The 19,600-nt window shown below is 73.0% G+C and carries 21 protein-coding genes; 10 read left to right on the top strand and 11 right to left on the bottom strand.

The genetic code is table 11. The annotated features are described in order from the left end of the window. Positions 1–19: 19 nt before the first annotated feature. From DOO78_RS16505 to DOO78_RS16520, 4 genes are all read left to right on the top strand, one after another. On the top strand, positions 20–1,132 hold the full coding sequence (locus DOO78_RS16505) for an amidohydrolase family protein (RefSeq protein WP_111470965.1): 1,113 nt from the start codon (positions 20–22) through the stop codon (positions 1,130–1,132). 3 nt (positions 1,133–1,135) lie between these two features. Beyond that, complete coding sequence (locus tag DOO78_RS16510; RefSeq protein WP_111470966.1) at positions 1,136–1,549, top strand: Rieske (2Fe-2S) protein; 414 nt, start codon at positions 1,136–1,138, stop codon at positions 1,547–1,549. A gap of 233 nt (positions 1,550–1,782) precedes the next feature. Next, complete coding sequence (locus DOO78_RS16515) at positions 1,783–2,199, top strand: rhodanese-like domain-containing protein (protein ID WP_111470967.1); 417 nt, start codon at positions 1,783–1,785, stop codon at positions 2,197–2,199. A 22-nt stretch (positions 2,200–2,221) separates the two neighbouring features. Continuing rightward, on the top strand, positions 2,222–2,695 hold the full coding sequence (locus DOO78_RS16520; protein WP_111470968.1) for a DUF3237 domain-containing protein: 474 nt from the start codon (positions 2,222–2,224) through the stop codon (positions 2,693–2,695). A 47-nt stretch (positions 2,696–2,742) separates the two neighbouring features. Here DOO78_RS16520 and DOO78_RS16525 read toward each other — a convergent pair whose 3' ends face one another. Together DOO78_RS16525 and DOO78_RS16530 are read right to left on the bottom strand one after the other, a co-directional pair. Next, positions 2,743–3,423, bottom strand: a complete 681-nt coding sequence (locus DOO78_RS16525) for an amino acid ABC transporter permease (RefSeq protein WP_111470969.1) — start codon at positions 3,421–3,423, stop codon at positions 2,743–2,745. 112 nt (positions 3,424–3,535) lie between these two features. After that, positions 3,536–4,216 (bottom strand): amino acid ABC transporter permease, encoded by a 681-nt coding sequence (locus tag DOO78_RS16530; protein WP_111470970.1) that lies wholly within the window; start codon positions 4,214–4,216, stop codon positions 3,536–3,538. A gap of 104 nt (positions 4,217–4,320) precedes the next feature. Between DOO78_RS16530 and DOO78_RS16535 the strand changes: the two genes are divergently transcribed. Continuing rightward, a complete protein-coding gene (locus DOO78_RS16535; RefSeq protein WP_128080074.1) occupies positions 4,321–4,902 on the top strand; it encodes a hypothetical protein in 582 nt (193 codons plus the stop codon). A gap of 24 nt (positions 4,903–4,926) precedes the next feature. Here DOO78_RS16535 and DOO78_RS16540 read toward each other — a convergent pair whose 3' ends face one another. Both DOO78_RS16540 and DOO78_RS16545 read right to left on the bottom strand, forming a co-directional pair. Then, positions 4,927–5,706, bottom strand: a complete 780-nt coding sequence (locus DOO78_RS16540; protein WP_111470972.1) for an amino acid ABC transporter ATP-binding protein — start codon at positions 5,704–5,706, stop codon at positions 4,927–4,929. Beyond that, positions 5,703–6,569, bottom strand: coding sequence for a transporter substrate-binding domain-containing protein (locus DOO78_RS16545; RefSeq protein WP_111470973.1), 867 nt, complete (start codon positions 6,567–6,569; stop codon positions 5,703–5,705). The genes DOO78_RS16540 and DOO78_RS16545 overlap by 4 nt, the downstream gene beginning before the upstream one ends. A gap of 276 nt (positions 6,570–6,845) precedes the next feature. Between DOO78_RS16545 and DOO78_RS16550 the strand changes: the two genes are divergently transcribed. Then, positions 6,846–7,097 (top strand): hypothetical protein, encoded by a 252-nt coding sequence (locus DOO78_RS16550; protein ID WP_111470974.1) that lies wholly within the window; start codon positions 6,846–6,848, stop codon positions 7,095–7,097. A gap of 242 nt (positions 7,098–7,339) precedes the next feature. Here the strand turns inward: DOO78_RS16550 and DOO78_RS16555 are convergent, their stop codons facing one another. From DOO78_RS16555 to DOO78_RS16565, 3 genes are all read right to left on the bottom strand, one after another. Next, a complete protein-coding gene (locus DOO78_RS16555) occupies positions 7,340–8,851 on the bottom strand; it encodes a porin (RefSeq protein ID WP_165838935.1) in 1,512 nt (503 codons plus the stop codon). 365 nt (positions 8,852–9,216) lie between these two features. Continuing rightward, positions 9,217–10,308: an S-methyl-5-thioribose-1-phosphate isomerase gene (mtnA, locus tag DOO78_RS16560; RefSeq protein ID WP_111470976.1), complete on the bottom strand. Its 1,092-nt coding sequence runs from the start codon at positions 10,306–10,308 to the stop codon at positions 9,217–9,219. Positions 10,309–10,362: 54 nt separating this feature from the next. Continuing rightward, positions 10,363–11,019, bottom strand: a complete 657-nt coding sequence (locus DOO78_RS16565; protein WP_207802942.1) for a glutathione S-transferase family protein — start codon at positions 11,017–11,019, stop codon at positions 10,363–10,365. 194 nt (positions 11,020–11,213) lie between these two features. On the opposite strand from DOO78_RS16565, the gene pal reads away from it, so the two are divergent. Beyond that, positions 11,214–11,738 (top strand): peptidoglycan-associated lipoprotein Pal, encoded by a 525-nt coding sequence (gene pal, locus DOO78_RS16570; protein ID WP_111470978.1) that lies wholly within the window; start codon positions 11,214–11,216, stop codon positions 11,736–11,738. A gap of 36 nt (positions 11,739–11,774) precedes the next feature. On the opposite strand, the gene DOO78_RS16575 is transcribed toward pal, so the two are convergent. Both DOO78_RS16575 and DOO78_RS16580 read right to left on the bottom strand, forming a co-directional pair. Beyond that, positions 11,775–12,299, bottom strand: coding sequence for a UPF0262 family protein (locus tag DOO78_RS16575; protein ID WP_111470979.1), 525 nt, complete (start codon positions 12,297–12,299; stop codon positions 11,775–11,777). Beyond that, positions 12,292–12,750, bottom strand: a complete 459-nt coding sequence (locus tag DOO78_RS16580; RefSeq protein WP_111470980.1) for a DUF983 domain-containing protein — start codon at positions 12,748–12,750, stop codon at positions 12,292–12,294. The genes DOO78_RS16575 and DOO78_RS16580 overlap by 8 nt, the downstream gene beginning before the upstream one ends. 263 nt (positions 12,751–13,013) lie before the next feature. Between DOO78_RS16580 and DOO78_RS16585 the strand changes: the two genes are divergently transcribed. Then, on the top strand, positions 13,014–13,679 hold the full coding sequence (locus DOO78_RS16585) for an aspartate/glutamate racemase family protein (protein ID WP_111470981.1): 666 nt from the start codon (positions 13,014–13,016) through the stop codon (positions 13,677–13,679). Between the two features lie 194 nt (positions 13,680–13,873). Further along, positions 13,874–16,717 carry a PAS-domain containing protein gene (locus tag DOO78_RS16590; RefSeq protein ID WP_111470982.1) on the top strand — a complete coding sequence of 948 codons (2,844 nt, stop codon included), beginning with the start codon at positions 13,874–13,876 and terminating at the stop codon, positions 16,715–16,717. Positions 16,718–16,983: 266 nt separating this feature from the next. Here DOO78_RS16590 and DOO78_RS16595 read toward each other — a convergent pair whose 3' ends face one another. Together DOO78_RS16595 and DOO78_RS16600 are read right to left on the bottom strand one after the other, a co-directional pair. Continuing rightward, positions 16,984–17,283 (bottom strand): hypothetical protein, encoded by a 300-nt coding sequence (locus tag DOO78_RS16595; protein ID WP_111470983.1) that lies wholly within the window; start codon positions 17,281–17,283, stop codon positions 16,984–16,986. A gap of 136 nt (positions 17,284–17,419) precedes the next feature. Further along, positions 17,420–18,385, bottom strand: a complete 966-nt coding sequence (locus DOO78_RS16600; protein WP_111470984.1) for an N-carbamoyl-D-amino-acid hydrolase — start codon at positions 18,383–18,385, stop codon at positions 17,420–17,422. 149 nt (positions 18,386–18,534) lie between these two features. On the opposite strand from DOO78_RS16600, the gene DOO78_RS16605 reads away from it, so the two are divergent. Next, positions 18,535–19,524 (top strand): Bug family tripartite tricarboxylate transporter substrate binding protein, encoded by a 990-nt coding sequence (locus tag DOO78_RS16605; RefSeq protein WP_111470985.1) that lies wholly within the window; start codon positions 18,535–18,537, stop codon positions 19,522–19,524. Positions 19,525–19,600 lie beyond the last annotated feature (76 nt).

Raw genomic sequence — 19,600 nt, forward strand, 5'->3', positions numbered from 1 at the left:
CGTCCATGGGAGACCTGCGATGAACGTGGCGCTCCAGACCCCCCGGATCGAGCGGCCGGGCGAGGCCTATCTCGGCTTCGTCGATTGCGACGTGCATCCGTTTTACCGCACGCCGGCCGATTTCGATCCCTTCCTCTCGGCGCGCTGGCGCGAGCACCGGCAGAGCATCGGCGGCCGGTCCCGCCAGGGCCTGGCCCGCACCTCGCTCTATCCGCGCATGTCGCCGGGCAACGGCATGCGCGGCGATGCCTGGCCGAAGACCGGGGGGCCGCCGGGCTCCGATCTCGCCCTGATGCGCGAGCAGCTCCTCGACCTCTCCGATGTCAGGGCCGGGCTGCTGGCGCCGCTGGTCGGCGGCGCGGCGGCGGAGCGCAATGTCGAGTTCGGCGCCGCCATGGCGGTGGCGGTGAACGAGTGGCAATGCGCGCATTTCTGCGACCCGGAGCCGCGGCTGAAGGCGAGCGTGCAGATCACCCTCGAGCACGAGGAGAGCGCCCTGGCCGAGATCGAGGCCCGCGCCGGCGATGCCCGCTTCGCCCAGGTGAACATCCCGCCGCGCGGGATCGAGCCGCTGGGGCGCCACCGCTACCGCAAGATCCTCGCCGCCTGCGCCGCGAACGGCTTCCCGATCTCGCTGCATCTCGGCGGCACCAGCGGCCATGCCAGCACCGGCGGCGGCTGGCCGAGCTTCTACCATGAGGAGCATCCCTCCTACGTGCAGTCCATGCAGAGCCTGGTCACCAGCCTGGTCTGCGAGGGCGTGTTCGAGACGGTGCCGGATCTCAAGGTGGTGCTGGTGGAGGGCGGCTTCGCCTGGCTGCCCTCGCTCGCCTGGCGGCTCGACAAGCACTGGAAGCGCCTGAAGGCCGAGGTGCCGCATCTGAGGCGCGCGCCGAGCGAATACATCCGCGAGCATGTCTGGGTCTCCACCCAGCCGATGGAGGAGCCGGAGCGGCCGGACGACATGCTCCGCACCATCGAATGGATCGGCCCCGACCGCATCCTGTTCTCGACCGACTATCCGCACTGGGACCAGGACGACCCGCGCTACGCCTTCAAGGTGCGGCTGCCGGAGGACTGGGCGCGGATGATCTACCGCGAGAATGCGATGGCGCTCTACCGGCTGGACTGAGGCATGGCGCGGCACGTCGTCGCGGCCGTCGGCGAGATTCCGCCGGGCGGCCGCAAGCTGGTGACCATCCGGGGGCGGGAGATCGGCGTCTTCAACCTCGACGGCGCCTACTACGCCCTGATCAACCGCTGCCCGCACCAGGGCGCGGCGCTCTGCACCGGCGCCATCGTCAGCCGGCTGGAGGCGCCGATGCCGGGCGAGTACCGCCTCGCCCAGCCGGGCAGCATGCTGCGCTGCCCCTGGCATTGCTGGGAGTTCGACATCCGCACCGGCCAGTCCTGGTGCGAGCCGGAGGACGTGAAGGCGCGCAGCTACGCGGTCACGGTCGAGCCGGGCGAGCGCCTGGCGCGCGGCCCCTTCGTGGCGGAGACGGTCAGCGTCGCCGTCGAGGAGGATTACGTGGTGGTGACGCTCTAGAAGCCCCACGACGTCGCTGCGCGCCGCCGCGGGGGCCCCGTGGAGTGCCTTCTGCCCGAGACGCGTCACAGCCTGCTGCGGCGAAGCCGCGGCAGGGCAACGGGTGGCGACGGTTCGGAGAGCAGCTTTCAATGCCCCATGGCGTCGCGGGCGCGGCGGAGGGCGGCCTTGCCGGATTGCCCTGGCGGCGGCCTCGCCGCATTGTCCCCGCCGAACCAGGAGGAACTCGCCGCATGCCCGGCGTGCCCGATATCTCCCCCACCGAGACCTGGGAGGCCCTGCGGGCCGATCCCGAGGCGGTGCTCATCGATGTCCGCACCGATGCGGAATGGAATTTCGTCGGCCTGCCGGACCTGACGGGGATCGGCAAGCAGACGCTGCTGGTGCCCTGGCAGCTCTACCCCTCCATGCAGGTCAATGGCAGCTTCCCGGACCATCTGCACAAGGCCGGGCTGACCGCGACCCACCGCCTCTACTTCATCTGCCGCTCCGGCGCCCGCAGCCTCGCGGCCGGGCAGGCGGCGCAGGCGGCGGGCTTCCCGCAGGCCTTCAACGTCGCCGATGGCTTCGAAGGGCCGGTGGATGGCGAGGGGCATCGCGGCACGGTCGCCGGCTGGAAGGCGGCCGGGCTGCCCTGGCGGCAGCGCTGAACACGCAAGGAGAGGACGCATCATGGCGACGACGCCACTGCCGCTGAACACCGAATTCCTGTTCCGCATGGCGCTGCAGGCCGGCACCCCGCAGATGGCGGCCGCCGGGCCGGGCCAGGAGCTGCGCGTCATCCCGGTGACCGGGGGCAGCTTCGAGGGACCCTCGCTGCGCGGCGAGGTGGTGCCGGGGACCACCGCCGACTGGCTGCGCGTCGAGCCCGACGGCACGGCGCATATGGATGTCCGGCTGGTGATGCGGACCGACAAGGGCCAGCATTTCTACATGCACTACAGCGGCGTCCGCACCGGCCCGCCGGCGGTGCTGGCCCAGCTCGGCCGCGGCGAGGCGGTGGACGCCTCGGCCTATTACTTCCGCGTCGCCATCCGCTTCGAGACCTCGGAGCCCGAGCTCACCTGGCTGAACCGGGTGCTCGCGGTCGGGGTCGGCCAGCGCCCGCCGACGGGGCCGACCTACGACGTCTACGCGGTGCGCTGAGGCGGCCGGCCCCAGGCGGCGCTGTTGGGCGGCGCTGCTGGGCGGCGCTATTGCCGCCCGGCGAGCTGCCGGTTCTCCAGCCGGCTCAGCAGCCGCACCACCGGCCAGAGCAGCAGGAAGTAGATCACCGCCGCCGCCATGATCGGGGTCGCGTTGTAGGTCACGCTCTGCGCCTGCCGGGCCTGGAAGAGCAGCTCCGGCAGCGCCACCACCGAGGCGATGGAGGTGAGCTTCACCACCTCCAGCGTGTTGCTGATGAGGTCCGGCAGCACGTTGCGCACCGCCTGCGGCAGGATGACATAGGCGAGCGCCTGGGCGCGCGAGAGGCCGGTGGAGCGCGCCGCCTCCATCTGCCCGCGCGGCACGCTCTCGATCCCGGCCCGCAGCACCTCGCCGTAATAGGCGCCCGTGTTCAGGAAGAAGCCGATCGCCACCGCGCCGAGCGCCGAGACCTCCAGCCCGGCGAAGGGCAGGCCGGCATAGATGAAGATCAGCAGCACCAGCGGCGGCAAGGCGCGGAAGAAATCGACCCAGGCCATGAGCGGCCAGCGCACCAGCGGGTGGTGCACGGTCGAGAGCAGCGCCAGGACGGTGCCGCCGACGAGGCCGAGCGGGACGACGATCACCGAGAGCAGCAGCGTCTGCTGCAGCCCCAGCCAGAGGATCGGCCAGGCCTCCCGCAGGATGTCGAGCGAGAAGAAGGCGAGGAGGAAGTCGTCGAGGCTCATGGCGTCTCCACGCGGCTCACGCTGCGGTCCTCCGCGATCGCGTGGATCTGGCCATGCGATTCACGCTGCGGTCCTCGCCTTTGGCTGCGGTCCTCCGCGATCGCATGGCGGGCTACCGCTTCCAGGCGAAGCGCGTCTCGATCCAGCGGCCGAGGATGACCACCGGAACGAAGAGCACGACATAGGCGAGGGCGCCGAGCGTCAGCGGCGTCGGGTTGAAGGAGAAGGAGACGCCGGCCTGCGCCGCGCCGAGGATCTCCGAGACCGCGACCACCGAGCCGAGCGCCGTGCCCTTGGTGATGGCGATGGTGCGGTTGGTCAGCGGCGGGATCACCATCCGCAGCGCCTGCGGCAGCACCACCCAGCCGAGGGTCTGGAGGAAGGAGAGGCCGGTGGAGCGCGCCGCCTCCCACTGGCCGCGCGGCGTCGCGGTGATGCCGGCCCAGATGATCTCCTCGGCGAAGGCCATGAGGACCAGGGAGAGGGAGAGCCAGGTCGCGGCGAAGCCGGAGAGGGAGAGGCCGGCCGCCGGCAGGCCGAAATAGAGCAGGGCGATGATGACCAGCGGCGGCAGGGCGCGGAACAGGTCGACCAGGAAGACGATGAGCCAGTTCAGCGGCCTCAGGCCGAGGCTCCGCGCCACCGCCAGGCCGAGGCCGGCGGCCAGGCCGCTGGCGATGATGCAGAGGGCGAGCAGGATCGTCAGCCAGAAGCCGTCAACGATCCGCGGCAGATACTCCCAGGCGACCCGCGCGTTGAAGAAGGAGTCGAGGAACCTGTCCCAATTGCTCATGCGCGGCCACTCCGCGGCCGGGACCTGCCCAATCGGGACTTGTCCAGGCCGCGCCGGCCGGTGCAGAGCTTGCGGGACCCAGCCGGAGAGATGACCTGATGCCGTTGTCTTCGCGCCTTCGCCTGCTGCCCCTCGCCCTGCTGCTGCTCGCCGGCTTCAGCCCGCCGCCGGAGGCGCAGCGCGCCGTGCCGGGCGGCCGCGCCGGCTTCATCGCCGATGGGGCCGGCGGCTGCTGGATCTGGGTCGGCGGCCTGCCGGCCAATGCCGAGGGGCTGGCCGGCAGCTGGACGGGCCCCTGCCCGGAGGGCCCGGCCGAGGGCGAGGGCCGGGCCGTCACCACCTGGCGGGAGGCCGGGCGGGAGAAGCAGATGGTCTATGAGGGGGCGCTGCAGGCCGGCAAGGCGGAGGGCAAGGGCCGGCTCTCGCATTACGAGGGCGGCCGGCTGGTGGTGCAGGAGGAGGGCGCCTATCACGACGACCGCTTCACCGGCGGCCGCTTCATGATCCCGGGCGCCGGGCTGGTCTATGAGGGCGGCTGGTTCCTCTCCGGCCCGCATGGCGAGGGGCGGCTGGAGGTGGATGGCCGGGTCTTCGAGGGCAAGTGGGAGCTCGGCTGCCTGCGCAGCGGCGATGCCTGGATCGCCTTCACCCGCCCGCCCAAGACCTGCGACAGCCCCGCGACCTGAGCGCGCGTCATCCGGCCGCATCGCTCAGTGCCGCTCGACCTGGCCGATGAAGGCGCGGGTCCGCTCCTCCCGCGGCGCGCCGAAGATCTCGGCCGGTGGCCCCTGCTCGACGATGCGGCCATCGGCCATGAAGACCACCCGGTCGGCGGCGGCGCGGGCGAAGCCCATCTCGTGGCTGACCACGACCATGGTCATGCCGTCCTCGCGCAGCTCCCGCATCACCTGCAGCACGCCGCCCACCAGCTCGGGGTCGAGCGCCGAGGTCGGCTCGTCGAACAGCATCACCCGCGGCTCGAGCGCGATGGCGCGGGCGATGGCCACGCGCTGCTGCTGGCCGCCGGAGAGCTGCCCGGGATGGTGCCCGGCGCGGTCCTCGAGATGCACGCGCGCGAGCGCCGCGCGGGCCCGGGCCTCGGCCTCGGCGCGCCCCTTGCCCTGCACCTTGCGCAGCGCCAGCGCGACATTCCCGAGCGCGGTCATGTGCGGGTAGAGGTTGAAGGACTGGAAGACCATCCCGATCCGCTGCCGCGCCGCGTTGAGGTCGGTCCGGCGGTCCAGCAGGTCGATCCCCTCCACCGTGACGCTGCCGGAGGAGGGCTCCTCCAGCCGGTTCAGGCAGCGCAGCAGGGTCGACTTGCCGGAGCCGGAGGGGCCGATGATGAAGACCAGCTCCCGCTCGGCGACCGCCAGATCCACCCCCTTCAGGACATGCAGCGGGCCGAAATGCTTGTGGATCGCCCGCGCCTCGACGATGGGCCGCGCCGCGCCGGTGTCTGCCCCGGGCCGGGGCGCGGCAAGGCTCATGGGCAGGCCACCGCGTGCGGGGTCTCCTCGTAGCCGGGCATGCCGGGCACGCCGAAGCCGGGGAAGACCACCCGCTCGGCATCGTCCGGCTTCGGCTCGGCGCCGAACCACGTCTTCGACAGGGCGGCGACGGTGCCCTCCTGTTTCAGGCACTCGATCACCCTCTCCACCTGGTTGCGCATCGCCGCGCTGTCCTGGCGGAAGGGGGTGCCCCAGTGGAAGCGGGTGCCGGGCAGCACGAAATCGGCGACGTATTGCGGCGTGCGGGTGGCCGAGTACTTCACCACCGTGTTGCCGGCGAGGTTGGCATAGGCCCTTCCCTGCAGCACCGCCTGCACCGCATCCGCCTGGCTGTCGAAGGCGAGCAGCGTCAGGCCCAGCCGCTCGGCGTTGTTGCGCACCCATTGCTCGTAGGGCGTGCCCTTGTTGACGCTGATCGTCTTGCCGCGGAGATCCTCCTCGGCCTTGATCGGCGCCGTGCCGCGCTTGATGCCGAATTGCAGCTCGGTCCAGAGATAGCCCTCGGTGAAGAGCAGGTTGGCGGCCCGCTCGGGCGTCACCGTGGTCGGGGCGCAGAGGAAGTCGTAGCGGCCGGCATTCATCGCCGGGATGAGGCCGGAGAAGCTGGCGCCGGTGATCTCGACCGGCCGGTTCAGCTTCTTGCCGACGGCATCGAACAGGTCGATCTGGAAGCCCTGCAGCCCGCCCTGCAGGGAGGGGAAGGCGTGCGGCGCATAGGTGCCGTCGACCCCGCAGCGCAGCGGCGGCTGGCCGGACTCCCTGGCGCCCACGGTGATGGTCTGCGCCCCCGCGGTCCCGGCGAGGCCGAGGGCAAGGACAAGGGCGGCGGTCAGCAGACGCATCGGGACGGGGCTCCGGCGGGCGGTGAAGGCGGCGGGAGCCTCCCCCATCCGGCAGGGGGGCGCAACCGGGCGGCCGGCCGGTTCCGCGCCGGCCCGGCCGGCCGATGCCTGGGGGATGGGCGGTTCGTCCGGCGCCCTGCCCCTCGCCTGGGCAGCGCGTGGGCAGGCTTTGCCATGAAATCGCCCCAGGCTTTCCCCCTTCATGCCCTGCCCCCGGTATTCAAGGGGGGTGAGCCGGGCGCCCCGCCCGGGAGGCGAGCGAAGGATGAAGTCACCATGCAACGCATTGCCTGCGCGCTGATCGGGAGCGCGCTGCTGCTCATCACCGCGCTGGTCGCGCTGCTGTTGAGCGATGCGTTGGCGCCGGGCCGGGTGCCGCCGATGCTCTGCTTCTGGGCCGCCTGCGGCGCCGGCGGGCTGTTGGTCGGCGGCTTGGCGCTGCTGGAGTGGAGCGGCCGGCAGGCGGTGCTGCCGCTGCCGCGGGCCGCGCCCGGCGCCTCCTATCCGCCGGCCGGCCGGGTGGTGTGATACGAACGGCCGTTGCTGGCGACCCATCAACGGCCCCCATCGGCAGTCCCCTTGGCGCCCGGCGGAACCCTCCGGGTCGCTTGGCTTCGCGCCACTCGGCGCAACACCCATTCGGGCGCTCGGCCCTGCGGGCCGCAGGTCGGACCGGCGTGCACCTGGTGTGAGCCGGCATGCCCCTGGCCCGACCGGGGCCAGACGGAGAAAGGGGGACGCCCGCGCGGCAGGGCAGGCGCCCGCCGAGGTCAGAAGGCGAACTGGGTGCGCAGCGCCAGGGTGTGGAAACGCTTGCCGATCTGCGTCGTGCCGGCGGCATTCAGCCGGTCCACGTTGACGATGTCCCAGTTGAGCATGAAGCGCAGGAAATTGTTCGGGTACCAGGAGAGGCCCATGCCGACGACCTCCTGCCGCCCGCCGAAGACGCCGCCCGTGGCCGCCTGCGCCCGGCCGCGCGTCGCGTGGTCGTTCAGGTCGACGACGCTGTAGCGGGCCATCGCCTCCCAGGCCCCCCAGCCGCCCCCGGCGAAATCGAAGGGCCGGGCCGGGCTCGGCCGGCCGAAGGCGCCGGAGGCGGTGCTGTAGCGCCGCGGCTCGCCGGTGATAACCCAGCTCCCCTCCACATAGCCGCCCTCGAAGCCGAGATCCGGCCGCGGCACCCCGCTGGCCTGGGACTGGTTCACCCCGATCCGCACATACTCGCCCTGGAGCATGAAATTCCGCCAGCGCAGGCCGAATTCCGGGCCCCAGGTATAGGCGCTGTCGGCGGCGAGGGCGCCGGTGTCGATCAGCCGCGTCTGGTCGATGCGCCATTCCGGCCGGTCGCGCAGGCGCAGCGACTGGCCATCCGCCTGCCGCCGGAGGTCGAAGGCGTAGGAGCCGGTGACGCCGAGATGCACATCCGTGTCGGCATCGGCATAGGGCCGGCCGGCGAGCCGCGCGACGCCGCCGGTCTGGCCGCTGGTCGCCTGGGTGCTGTTCGAGCCGTAGCTGTCGCCGGTCAGGTAGGCCGCGGCGAACCAGCGCTCCGCCGCCCAGCGGCCGCCGATCGAGGCGCGGGAATCGCCGGCGGCGATGCCGCGGGCGATCTCGATGATGCCCGGCCGCTCCAGCATCAGGAAGTCGTTGGAGCTCATGGAATCGGCGAGCCCGTAATAGGGCTTGTAGTAGCCGAGGGTCAGCGCCAGGGGCTTCACCGGCGACCAGTTGAAATTCGCCTCGTAGAGCGTCGGCGTGCCGTCCGGCGAGCCGCCGAAATCCGGCGTCAGGTTGAGGGTGAAGTCGTCGTAGCCGAGGCTGAAGAACAGCCGGGCGCGGCGCAGGTTCTGCCCGAAGCTGTCGAGCCGCGCCGCCGGGTTGCCGCCGAAGCCCGGGCTGTCCTGCAGGGCGCCGCCGACATCCCATTGCACCTGGCCGCCGAGCGAGGCGCGGAAGCGGCCGTCGCCCGAGGTGATGGTCGGGCGGCCCCGCTCGAAGGCGAGGCGCACCTGGTCGGCGGGCGGCGCCTCGGTGAGGCGGGCCGGCGGCGGCGTGGTGTCGAGGCGGCGCTGCGCCGCCTGCGCCTCGGCCCGGGCTTCGCTGGCCTGCTGCTTCGCGGCCCGGGTCTCGGCCTCGCGCGCCTGCATGTCGCGCCGCATGCGCGTCAGCTCGGATTGCAGGCTGCGGATCTGGCGCTCGATCGCCTCCATCCGGGCGGCGTCCTGGGCCTGCGCCCCGGCCGGAAGGCCGAGGCCCGTCGCCAGGCCCAGGGCGAGCAGCACGGGCCCCGGTCCAATCGATTGATTTCGCATGCTTCTGCCCTTCCGCATCGCGGCAGACCTAGGGCATGCCCTGTGAACTTCCGTTCACCTGCAATGCTCTAGGTATTTGTTTTGACGAGCATCTTCACCTGTCCGGATGAGGTCATCCGGACAGGATCCGCTTCAGGCCCTGGTCCGTTCACCCGGGTTCATGGACCATGGCCTAGCGTGGTGTCGTGTCGCGTGAGTCGCGCCTTCGGTGTGTCCACCTCCGGCGGGCACGCTCTAGGCGGCGCCGGGGCAGGCGCGGCGAGTCATTTCCGTGAAATTGCAGGCAAGTTACGGACGGGCCAGGAGCGCCGAGCGCCGACAGGGCCCGGTGAGGATCAGGGCGCGTCCGCGTACAGCCCGCGCAGCCCGGCCTCGGAGGCCTCGCAACGGCCGCGCTCGGTGATCAGCCCGGTCACCAGCCGCGCCGGCGTCACGTCGAAGGCCGGGTTGGCCGCCGGGCTGCCCTCGGCGGCGACGCGCACCGTCTCGATCCGCCCATCGGCGGTGCGGCCGGTCAGGTCGGTCACCTCGGCCGCGCCGCGGGCCTCGATCGGGATCTCCGCCACGCCGTCGCCGACCTGCCAGTCGATGGTCGAATGCGGCAGCGCCACCCAGAAGGGCACGCCGTTGTCGCGCGCCGCCAGCGCCTTCAGATAGGTGCCGATCTTGTTGGCGACGTCGCCCCGCCGCGTCACCCGGTCGGTGCCGACGATGCAGAGATCGACCTCGCCATGCTGCATCAGGTGCCCGCCGGCATTGTCGGCGATGACGGTGTGCGGCACGCCGTGCTTGCCGAGCTCGAAGGCGGTGAGCGCGGCGCCCTGGTTGCGCGGCCGCGTCTCGTCCACCCAGACATGCACCGGGATGCCGGCATCATGCGCCTGGTAGATGGGGGAGAGGGCGGTGCCGTAATCCACCGTCGCCAGCCAGCCGGCATTGCAATGGGTGAGCACGTTCACCCGCTCGGCCGGCTTGCGCGCCTGGATCTCCTGCAGCAGCGGCAGGCCATGGGCGCCGATGCGGCGGCAGGTCTCGGCATCGTCGTCGGCGATCGCCAGCGCCTCGGCATAGGCGGCCGCCACCCGCTCGGCGGGCGGCAGGTTGTGCAGCCGGGCCCGCATGCGCCCGAGCGCCCAGCCGAGGTTGATGGCGGTCGGCCGGGTGGCGCCGAGCAGGGCGATGGCCCGCTCCAGCGCCTCGGTCGAGGCATCCGCCCGCAGCGCCAGCGCCACGCCATAGGCGGCGACGGCGCCGATCAGCGGCGCGCCGCGCACCTGCATGCTGCGGATCGCCTCGGCCACCTGCGCCGCCTCGGTCAGGCGCAGGATGTCGAGCTGCCAGGGCAGCCTTGTCTGGTCGAGGATGCGGACGGACCAGCCATCCGCATCCACCCAGACGCTGCGATAGGGGGTGCCGTCGATCTTCATGCGCCCCAGATGCGGCGGCGCGGCGGGAAAGGCAACCGGGCGCCGCGGCCGGGATCAGTCCAGCAGCAGGGGCATGCCGGGATCGCCCTTCGCCATCGCCCGCTGATAGGCCGGACGGGCGGCGATCCGCTGCAGATAGGCGCGGATGGCGGGGTAGGGGGTGAGGTCCACCGGGCTGAAATAGCGCATGGTGGTCAGGGTGAAGCCGATCATGATGTCGGCGGCCGTGAAGTCCCGGCCCGCCAGCCAGGGCTGCGCCGCCACCCGTCGTTCCAGATGGCCGAGGGCGCGCTCGCGCCGCTCCTGCGCCGCCAGCAGCACCTTGTGGTCGGCCGGCAGCCCGGCCCGGTTGAGCAGCATCAGCCGCCCCAGCACCGGCTGCAGGGTGCCGTTGGTGAAGTGGAACCAGTAGAGATAGTCGGCGAATTCCGGCGCCTCCGGCCCGGGCGCCAGCCGGCCGCCGCCATGCCGCGCCAGGATGTATTCCATGATCGCCGCGGATTCCGCGAGCAGCACCTCGCCCTCGGTGATGACCGGCGCGGCGCCGATCGGGTGCAGCGCCCGCAGCTCGGGCGGCGAGAGCATCGTCACCGCATCCCGCGTGTAGTGCTTCAGCGCGTAGGGGATGCCGAGCTCCTCGCAGAGCCAGACGATCCGCTCGGATTGCGACTTGCCCAGGTGATGCACCGTCAGCATGGCCTGCTCCTCCACGGGGCGGCGGATGCCGGGCCCCGCGCCAGCTACGGCCGGACCGGCGCCACGCGCAACCATGTGCCGGATTGCCGCAGGGGGTGGGTTTCGACGGCCGATGCGCACGCGCCGCTTGCGCCGGGGCGCGCGACGGGCGATGCCCTCACCGGCAGGTGATCGCTTCCGACTCGCCGCCTCCGCACAGACGAAGAGAGATGCGCATGAAGATCGCGCCCGCCGCGGGCCTCGCCCTTGCCCTTCTCGCGGCAGCCTGCTCCGACTCCGCCGAGAATGCCGCGACCAGCGGCAATGCGGCGGCCAACGGCATGCAGGGCGGCCTCGCCGGCTCCACCCTGGGCGGCCAGCGCGCCGGCGCCGGCCAGCCCGGCTCGCAGGAGGATCTCGCCGCGACCGCCGGCGACCGCGTCTATTTCGCCACCGACAGCGCCTCGGTCGGCGCCGACCAGCGCCCGACCATCCAGCGCCAGGCGCAGTGGCTGGCGCAGTACCGGCAGGTGCAGGCGACGGTCGAGGGGCATGCCGACGAGCGCGGCACCCGCGAGTACAACCTCGCCCTCGGCCAGCGCCGGGCCAATGCCGCGCGCGACCTGCTGGTCAGCAACGGCGTGGCGGGCAGCCGGCTGCAGACCATCAGCTACGGCAAGGACCGGCCGGAGGCGCTCGGCTCCGACGAGCAGGCCTGGGCGCAGAACCGGCGGGCGGTGACGGTCGTCCGCTGAGAGGACGGCGCGGACGGGGCGGCGGCCCGCCGCCGCTCAGATCCGCTGGTGCAGCGCGCAGACCAGGGTGAAGAGCCGCCGCGCCGTCTCGAAATCGAGGCCGATGCGGCCCTCGAGGCGCTGCGTCAGCAGCTCGGCGCCCTCGTTGTGCAGGCCGCGCCGGCCCATGTCGATCGCCTGGATGCGGGCCTCGTGGCCGCCCTCGGCGACCGCCTGCTCATGGCTCTCGACGATCAGGTGGTAATCCTTGATCAGCCGCCGGAAGGGGCCGAGGGCGAGCGCCACCGCCCGCACCGGGGTGTCCTCGCCGTCGCGGATGTCGAAGACCAGCCGGCCATCGCGCACGCAGAGATGCAGGGCGAAGGGCCCGCCGGCGACGCCGGTGGGGTCGAAGCGGTTCTCGGTGAGGAGATCGGCCACGGCTTGGCGCCGGTCCGCCTCGGCATAGGCCGAGGGCAGGGGGGTCGCATCCGGCAGGACGAGATTGGCCAGGCGCCGCTGCGCCGGATCGGCCTCGGCCGGCGCCGCCGCCCCGGCGTCGCGGCGGACGGTGTCAGGCATGCGGGCTGCCGAGGCGGTCGCGGGCCGGGGGCGGCAGCGCCGCTTCCTGCTCGGCGGCGACGAAGCCGAGCGTGCTCATCCAGCCGACCACCGCGCCCTTGATGGGCCGCAGCATCAGCGTGCAGATGACGGCGAAGAGCGGCAGCCAGACCACCATGTGCAGCCACATGGGCGGCTGGTAGGTCTTCTCCACCCAGAGCACGCACGGCACCAGGAGGTGGCCGGCCAGGAAGATGGTGAAATAGGGCGGCGCGTCATCCGCCCGCAGCAGCCCGAGCGGCGCGTGGCAATGGCTGCATTCCGGCACCACCCGGAGATAGCCCGCGAAGACCCGGCCGATGCCGCAGAAGGGGCAGCGGTTCATCAGTCCGCGCCGCAGCGCCAGCAGCAGCGGCGGTGTCTCCTGCGTCGCCGGGTGCGGCGGGGGGATGCCCTCGGGGGTCCAGCGCATGATGGTGTTCCTCCTGTCCGGTGGCCGGAACCCCGGTCTCGGCACTCGCCGGATGGTAGCCTGGATGGTCCGACCTGTCTGCGCAGCGACGGCGCGATCCATTGTGCAATGCAATATCGGTCCGGCGCCCCGCCTGGATCAAGCGCCGCGATGCAGCCCCGCGTTCCCCGCATCCCTAGGCGCGACGGGCCTGGCGTGGCGGGTCTAGGCAGGCCGGGTCCTGGGGCTTGCCCAACGGCCCGGCGCGGCGCGAGGCTCGGGCCATGGCGGCACGCATCCTGGTCATCAATCCCAACACCACCCGGTCCTGCACCGAGGGGATCTCCGCGGCGATGGCGCCCCTGCCCATGCCGGCCGGGCTGCGGCTGGAGGTGGCCATGCTGCCCGGCGGGCCGCCGGCCATCGCCAGCTGGGAGGACTGGCACGCCGTCGCCCTGCCGCTCTGCCGGATGGTCGAGCGCGAGCCGGCCGCAGCCTATGTGATCGCCTGCGTCTCCGATCCCGGGCTCGAGGCGGTGCGGGCGGCAACGCCGCGGCCCGTGCTCGGCATGTTCCGCTGCGCCGTCGCCGCGGCGGCGAGCCGTGCCGAACGCTTCGGCATCATCGGCTTCGTCGCGGCGAGCGAGGCCCGCCAGCGCCGCGCGCTGCAGGCGATGGGGCTCGAGGTGCGGCTCGCGGGCTGGGAGGCGCTCGACCTGCCGATGTCCGTGCTGACCGACCCCGAGGCGCCGCGGGAGCGCATCGCGGCCGCGGCGCGCCGGCTGGCCGCGGCGGGGGCGGAGGCGATCATCCTCGGCTGCACCGGCCTCGCCGGCCATGCCGCGCTGGCCGCCGAGGCGGCGCGGCGTCCGGTCATCGAGCCCTGCCGCGCGGCGGGCGCCATGGCGCTCCTCGCCGCGCTCGAGACGGGCGCGCCGGCCACGGCCTGAGCCGGCCATACGGCAGGCGCGAGGAGAGGCCGGCGGCGTCCGCAACACCGTTGCCGGCCATGCAGCCGACGGTTGCAATCCGGCCCCGGGCAGGCTTCCCTGCTTGCGATGGTCCCGATCGTCCCCGCGACGCTGGTTATGCAAGCCTGGCTGCCTCGCGGCGCGCGGCGGCGGCCCGGATGACGGCAGCGCGCATGCGTCTGCGTCGCTGGCGCAGCCTGGATGTCGGCCTCGCGGCGACGGCGCTGCTGTCCCTGCTCTGGGGCGCGGTGGTGCTGGCCATCCGCGGGGATGAGCGGGCGGCGGTTGCCACGGCCTTCCGCGACACGGCCAACATGGTGCGCACGGTCGAGGCGCAGGTGGCCGGGCGGATCGAGGCGATCGATGCCCGGCTGCGCTTCGCGCAGGAGCTCTATGCCCGCGATCCGGAGCGGTTCAGCTTCGGGGCCTGGAGCGGCGTCGACCCGGAGGGGGACATCCCGGTCGGGTTGGTGGTGGGGCTCGATGGGCGGACGCTGGTGGGGCCGCCGGGCACCAGGCCGGACGACATCGACCGCTCCGACCTCGACGCGGTCCGCAGCCATCTCGACCATCCCACGGAAGACCGCCTGTTCGTCGGCCCGCCCTTCATCGGCCGGCTGGCGCGCCGGCGGGTGCTGGCCTTCTCCCGGCCGTTGCGCCGCGACGGCGAGGTGGTCGGCGTGGCGATCTTCGGCGTCGATGCCGCGAGCTTCTCGCGGCTGTACCGCGATCTCGATATCGGCGGCGGCGTCATCGCCCTGATCGGGCTGGATGGGGTGGTGCGGGCCTGGGCGCCGGAATCCGGCATGGTCGGCCGGACCTTGCCCCGCGAGGCCGAGCTCCGGATCCCGTCCGGCGCGGTGCAGGTCTCGCGCCGCCTGTCGGCGGCCGAGGATGGGGTGGAGCGCTTCGTCACGCTGCGCCAGGTCGGTGGCCAGCCGCTGGTGGTGATGGTCGGCCTGCCGGCGGCGCAGGTCCTGGCGCCGGTCTGGAGCGACCGCAACCGATTGCTGCTGCTCGGCCTCCTCCTCTCGGTCCTGATCGTGGTCGTCTCGGTCCTGCTGCTGCAGCGGCGCCGCGCCGCCGGCCGGGCGCATGCGGTGCTCGAGGCGGCGGTCGGCCATATCAGCCAGGGCATCCTGATGGTCGATCCGCAGGGGCGGGTCGCCCTGGCGAATGCCCGCGCGATCGAGCTGCTCGGGCTGCCGCCCGGCCTCGCGGTGCCGGGCCGGCCGCTGCGCGACATCATCGCCTGGCAGCTGGACTCGGGCGAGTTCGGCCAGGACCCCGTGCCCGATCCGCATCTCCGCAGCATCGCCTCCGCGCCCGGCGCGCCGCCCGACCTCTACGAGCGTGTCCGGCCCGACGGCACGGTGCTCGAGATCCGCACCGAGCATCTGCCCGATGGCAGCCATGTCCGCACCTATACCGACCTCACCGCGCCGCGGCGCGACGCGCAGGTGCTGGCCGAGGCGCGCGACCGCGCCCTCGCCGCCGAGGCCGCCCTCGCGGCGGTGATCGAGAACGTCCCGCACGGCGTGCTGATGGTCGATGCCGAGAACCGGATCGTGGTGATGACCCGGCGCGCGCTCGAGATGCTCGACCTGCCGGCGTCGCTCGGCCGGCCGGGGACCGATGTGCGGGAGCTGTACCGGGCGCAGGTGGCGCGCGGCGATCTCGCCACCGCGCCCGATATCGACAGCGGCGGCACGCGCATGGTGCTGACCGAGCGGCCGCCGGCGATCGCGACCTATGAGCGCGAGCTGCGCAACGGCCGGGTGATCGAGGTCCGCACCACCGTGCTGGCCGATGGGCGGGCGGTCCGCACCTACACGGATGTCAGCGAGCGCCGGGCGGCGGCGGCGGCGCAGGAGGCGGCGCGGCTGGCGGCGGAGGCCAATGCCCGGGCCCGCACCGAATTCCTCGCCATGGTGAGCCACGAGCTGCGCACCCCCTTGAACGCGGTGATCGGCCTGTCCGGCCTGCTGCTGCAACAGCAGCCGAGGGAGGACCAGGCGCAGCACCTGCACCTCATCCGCGAGGCGGGCGAGCATCTGCTCGCCCTGGTCAACGACATCCTCGACGTCACCCGGCTCGAGCGCGGCGAGATGGCCCTGCGGCAGGAGAGCTTCGACCCGCGCGAGAGCCTCGGCGCGGCGGTCGGGATCATCCGGCCGCAGGCCGAGGCGAAGGGCCTGTCCCTGTCCTTCGAGGTGGCGGACACCGTGCCCCGGCGCGTCGTCGGCGACGTGGCGCGGCTGCGCCAGGTGTTGCTGAAGCTGCTGGGCAACGCGGTGAAGTACACCGAGCAGGGCGGCATCCGGGCGATGCTCTCGGTGCTGTCGGCGGGGAAGGATTCGGTGCGGCTCGGGATCACCGTCGCCGATACCGGCATCGGCGTTCCGCCGGAGGCGCAGGCGCGGCTGTTCAGCCCCTTCTCGCAGGGCGAGGGCGGCGTCGCGCGGCGCTTCGGCGGCCTCGGCCTCGGCCTCGCCATCTGCCGCATGCTGCTCGAGCGCATGGGCGGCAGCATCCGGCTCGAGAGCGAGCCGGGCACCGGCAGCGTCTTCCGCTGCGAGGTGCCGCTGCGCCGGGCCGAGCCGCTTCCCGCCCCCTCGGCCGGGCCCTGGCATGGGCCGCTGCGCATCCTTGTCGCCGAGGACGTGCTCGCCAACCGCCTGCTGATCAACCACTCCGCCGCGAGGCTCGGCCATGCGGTGGATACGGTGCAGAACGGCCGCGAGGCGGTCGAGGCGGTGCAGGCCAGGTCCTACGACCTGGTGATCATGGATGTCCTGATGCCGGTGCTGGACGGGGTGGAGGCGACGCGCGCGATCCGTGCCCTGCCGGGGCCGGCGGGCCGGGTGCCGATCATCGGCCTGACCTCGCACGCCGCGCCGGAGACCGAGGCCGAGTGCCTGGAGGCGGGCATGGACCGCTTCGCCCGCAAGCCGATCGGCCCGGATGCGCTGCGCGCGGCGATCGCCGCGGTGCTGGAGACGCGCGCGGTCGTCTGAAGCGTGGCCGGGCTCATACGAACGGCCGCTGCTGGTGACCCATCAACGGCCCCCTCAGATGCCGGGCGCAAACCTCCGGTCTGCTTGGCTTCGCCGCACTGGCGGCGGCGCCCGTTCGGGCGCTCGGCATGAAGACGCATTCATGCCGTTGGTATGACGCGGACCAGCCCCGCCATTGCGCCTGGTACGGCCTTGCGACGCGCCGGGCCGGGACGCCCTCGGCCGATCAGGCCGGCCCGCCCAGCCGGGTCCGCGCCGCCGGCGTCCTACCGCTGGGGATTGCGGCCGCCGCCGGTGGCCGCCATCTCGCCGCCGGTGACCGGCGAGCCGCTCTCCTCCGGCCGGCCGACATCGGGCTGGAAGGAGCGGCGATCCACGTCCAGCGCCTGGGCGGCGGGGGTCTGCTCGACCGGCCGCGGGCCCTCGGGGCCGCCGGCCTCGGCCACGCGGTCGCGCTGCACCTCCTGGTGCAACTGGCGCGAGGCGCGCTCGGCCGGTGTCTCGGCCTGGGCCGCGAGACCGACGAGGCCGATGGGAAGGCAGCTCAGCAGCAGGCGGCGGTGCATGATCGGTGCATCCCCTGGCGCCACCAGCGGCGCCGTCGCCATGCGGAGCGCGCGGGACCGGGTCCGGGTTGCGCGGCCCCGCTCGACCCCGGTGCGCGGCATGGCCCGGCATGGGGGCGCCGCGCCACGCCGGGCGTCACCCCTGGCCGGGCGTCCAGCGTGGCGGCGCGGCGCTGCTGGTCTGGCCGGTGATCCGGCCATAGGCCTCCGGCCGGCGGTGCCGGGCGAAGTCGAAGATGGTGCGCCGGCCGAGCTCGCACATGCCGAGATCGCAATCGGCGAGGATCAGCTCGTCCCCCCAGCTCGTCGCCTGGGCCATGATCTCGCCCTGCGGGTTGACGATGATGGAATGCCCGAACAGCTCATGCCCGTCCTCGGTGCCCGCCTTGGCGACGGCGGCGGCGAAGCAGGCATTCTGGTAGCACCCCGCCTGCACCGAGAGATGGCTGTGGAAGACGCGCAGGTGATGCGCCTCGAAGCCGCGGTTCTCCATGTTCAGGCTCGGCGTGTTGTAGCCGAGCATGACCAGCTCGACCTGCTGCAGCCCGAGCATGCGCCAGGCCTCCGGCCAGCGGCGGTCGTTGCAGATCAGCATGCCGATATTGGCCTCGGTGCCGCCGACCGGGGCGCGGACCACCGGGAAGCCGAGATCGCCCACCTCGAAATAGCGCTTCTCGAGATGCTGCACCCGGCGCTGCGGGTCGAACTCGCTGTGCCCGGGCAGGTGGACCTTGCGGTATTTCAGCGCGACCTCGCCGCTCGGATGGACATAGGCGGCGGTGTTGAAGCGCCTGCCGTCCGGCGTCTTCTCGGCATAGCCGAGATGGAAGCCGATGCCGTAGCGCCGCGCCGCCGCGAAGAGCGGCGCGGTGGCCGGCGAGGGGAGGGTGGTCTCGTACCAATGGTCGGCGTTGGCGAGGTCCTCCTCGTACCAGCGGGGGAAGAAGGTGGTCAGGGCCAGCTCGGGGAAGACCACCACCTCGGCGCCGCGGCGATGCGCCGTCTCCATCAGCCGCACCATGCGGCCGACCGCGACCTCCCGGCCCTCGGCCTTCTGGATGGGGCCGAGCTGGGCGGCGGCGAGGGTGAGGCGGCGGGACATGCGGCGGTCCTGGGCTGTGGGGGCGATGTCGCAGGACAGTAAAGCAAGTCGCCCACCGGCACAGGCCGTGGCGGCCTCGGCGCGCCCCGCCCGTGAGCAGGTGACACCCGCTTTCGTATCGGGCAAACCCCCGGCGAGGAGACCCGTCGATGCCCACCACCCGCCGCGCCACCCTGCTGCGCCCGCTCGCGGCCGTTGCCGCCGGCGCGCTGCCCTTGCCCGCCCTCGCCCAGGGCGGCGAGTTCCCCAACCGCCCGCTCCGGATGATCATTCCCTTCCCGCCCGGCGGCGGCAGCGACATCCTCGGCCGGCTGCTGGCGCAGCGCATGGGCGAAGCGCTGGGCCAGCCGGTGGTGCCGGAGAACCGCTCCGGCGCCGGCGGCAACATCGGCACCGAGGCGGTGGCGAAGGCGCCGCCCGATGGCTACACGCTGGTCATCGTCTTCAACACCATCGTCGTCAACCAATTCGTCTATGCCCAGCTGCCCTTCGACCTGAAGCGCGACCTGACGCCGGTGGCGAAGGTGGCGCTCGCCCCGACCCTGATCTGTGGCGGCCCGAAGCTGCAGGCGCGGGACCTGCGGGAGGTCGTCGAGATCAGCCGCCGCGAGCCGGGCCGGCTGAACCACGGCACGCCCGGCCTCGGCACCATCACCCATGTGAGCTGCGAGCTGATGGATGCGATGTCGGGCGGCAAGCTGACCCAGGTGCACTACCGCGGCACCGGCCCGGCGGTGACGGCCTGCGTCAGCGGCGAGGTGGAGCTGGTCTCGGCGCCGCTCTCGGCGGTGGACGAGCTGGTCAAGGCCGGGCGGCTGCGGGCGCTCGGCAACCTGGCCGGGCAGGACAGCCCGCTGATGCCGGGTGTGCCGACGGTTGCCGCGGCGGCCAGGCTGCCGGGCTATGCGGTGGACAATTGGGGCGCGGTGCTGGCGCCGGCCGGCCTGCCGGAGCCGATCCGGCAGAAGCTCGAGTCGGCGGCGCGCCAGGCGGTGGACACGCCGGAGGGCCGGGCGGCGCTCGCCTCGCGCGGCATCGAAAGCAGCTTCGGCGATGGCCGCGCGCTCGCCGCCGTCATCGAGGCCGACAGCCGGCGCTGGGAGCCGGTGATCCGCAAGGCGGACATCCGGGTGGAATAGGCCGTCACGGCGAGGGATGCGGGGCGCGCCCGCGCCCGCGCCCGCGCTGCCGGTTGCCGATGCATCCTTGCCGGTT

This window comes from Roseicella frigidaeris (assembly GCF_003258945.1).
GTDB lineage: Bacteria > Pseudomonadota > Alphaproteobacteria > Acetobacterales > Acetobacteraceae > Paracraurococcus > Paracraurococcus frigidaeris.

Excerpts from the sequence above, each read along its gene's own strand:
- DOO78_RS16540 (WP_111470972.1), bottom strand. The coding sequence starts at position 5,706 with ATGAGCCTTGCCGCGCCCCGGCCCGGGGCAGACACCGGCGCGGCGCGG.
- mtnA (WP_111470976.1), bottom strand. The coding sequence starts at position 10,308 with ATGAAGATCGACGGCACCCCCTATCGCAGCGTCTGGGTGGATGCGGAT.
- DOO78_RS16520 (WP_111470968.1), top strand. The coding sequence starts at position 2,222 with ATGGCGACGACGCCACTGCCGCTGAACACCGAATTCCTGTTCCGCATG.
- DOO78_RS16600 (WP_111470984.1), bottom strand. The coding sequence starts at position 18,385 with ATGTCCCGCCGCCTCACCCTCGCCGCCGCCCAGCTCGGCCCCATCCAG.
- DOO78_RS16550 (WP_111470974.1), top strand. The coding sequence starts at position 6,846 with ATGCAACGCATTGCCTGCGCGCTGATCGGGAGCGCGCTGCTGCTCATC.
- DOO78_RS16590 (WP_111470982.1), top strand. The coding sequence starts at position 13,874 with ATGCGTCTGCGTCGCTGGCGCAGCCTGGATGTCGGCCTCGCGGCGACG.
- pal (WP_111470978.1), top strand. The coding sequence starts at position 11,214 with ATGCGCATGAAGATCGCGCCCGCCGCGGGCCTCGCCCTTGCCCTTCTC.
- DOO78_RS16515 (WP_111470967.1), top strand. The coding sequence starts at position 1,783 with ATGCCCGGCGTGCCCGATATCTCCCCCACCGAGACCTGGGAGGCCCTG.
- DOO78_RS16525 (WP_111470969.1), bottom strand. The coding sequence starts at position 3,423 with ATGAGCCTCGACGACTTCCTCCTCGCCTTCTTCTCGCTCGACATCCTG.
- DOO78_RS16605 (WP_111470985.1), top strand. The coding sequence starts at position 18,535 with ATGCCCACCACCCGCCGCGCCACCCTGCTGCGCCCGCTCGCGGCCGTT.
- DOO78_RS16530 (WP_111470970.1), bottom strand. The coding sequence starts at position 4,216 with ATGAGCAATTGGGACAGGTTCCTCGACTCCTTCTTCAACGCGCGGGTC.
- DOO78_RS16595 (WP_111470983.1), bottom strand. The coding sequence starts at position 17,283 with ATGCACCGCCGCCTGCTGCTGAGCTGCCTTCCCATCGGCCTCGTCGGT.
- DOO78_RS16545 (WP_111470973.1), bottom strand. The coding sequence starts at position 6,569 with ATGCGTCTGCTGACCGCCGCCCTTGTCCTTGCCCTCGGCCTCGCCGGG.
- DOO78_RS16575 (WP_111470979.1), bottom strand. The coding sequence starts at position 12,299 with ATGCCTGACACCGTCCGCCGCGACGCCGGGGCGGCGGCGCCGGCCGAG.
- DOO78_RS16505 (WP_111470965.1), top strand. The coding sequence starts at position 20 with ATGAACGTGGCGCTCCAGACCCCCCGGATCGAGCGGCCGGGCGAGGCC.
- DOO78_RS16580 (WP_111470980.1), bottom strand. The coding sequence starts at position 12,750 with ATGCGCTGGACCCCCGAGGGCATCCCCCCGCCGCACCCGGCGACGCAG.
- DOO78_RS16510 (WP_111470966.1), top strand. The coding sequence starts at position 1,136 with ATGGCGCGGCACGTCGTCGCGGCCGTCGGCGAGATTCCGCCGGGCGGC.
- DOO78_RS16585 (WP_111470981.1), top strand. The coding sequence starts at position 13,014 with ATGGCGGCACGCATCCTGGTCATCAATCCCAACACCACCCGGTCCTGC.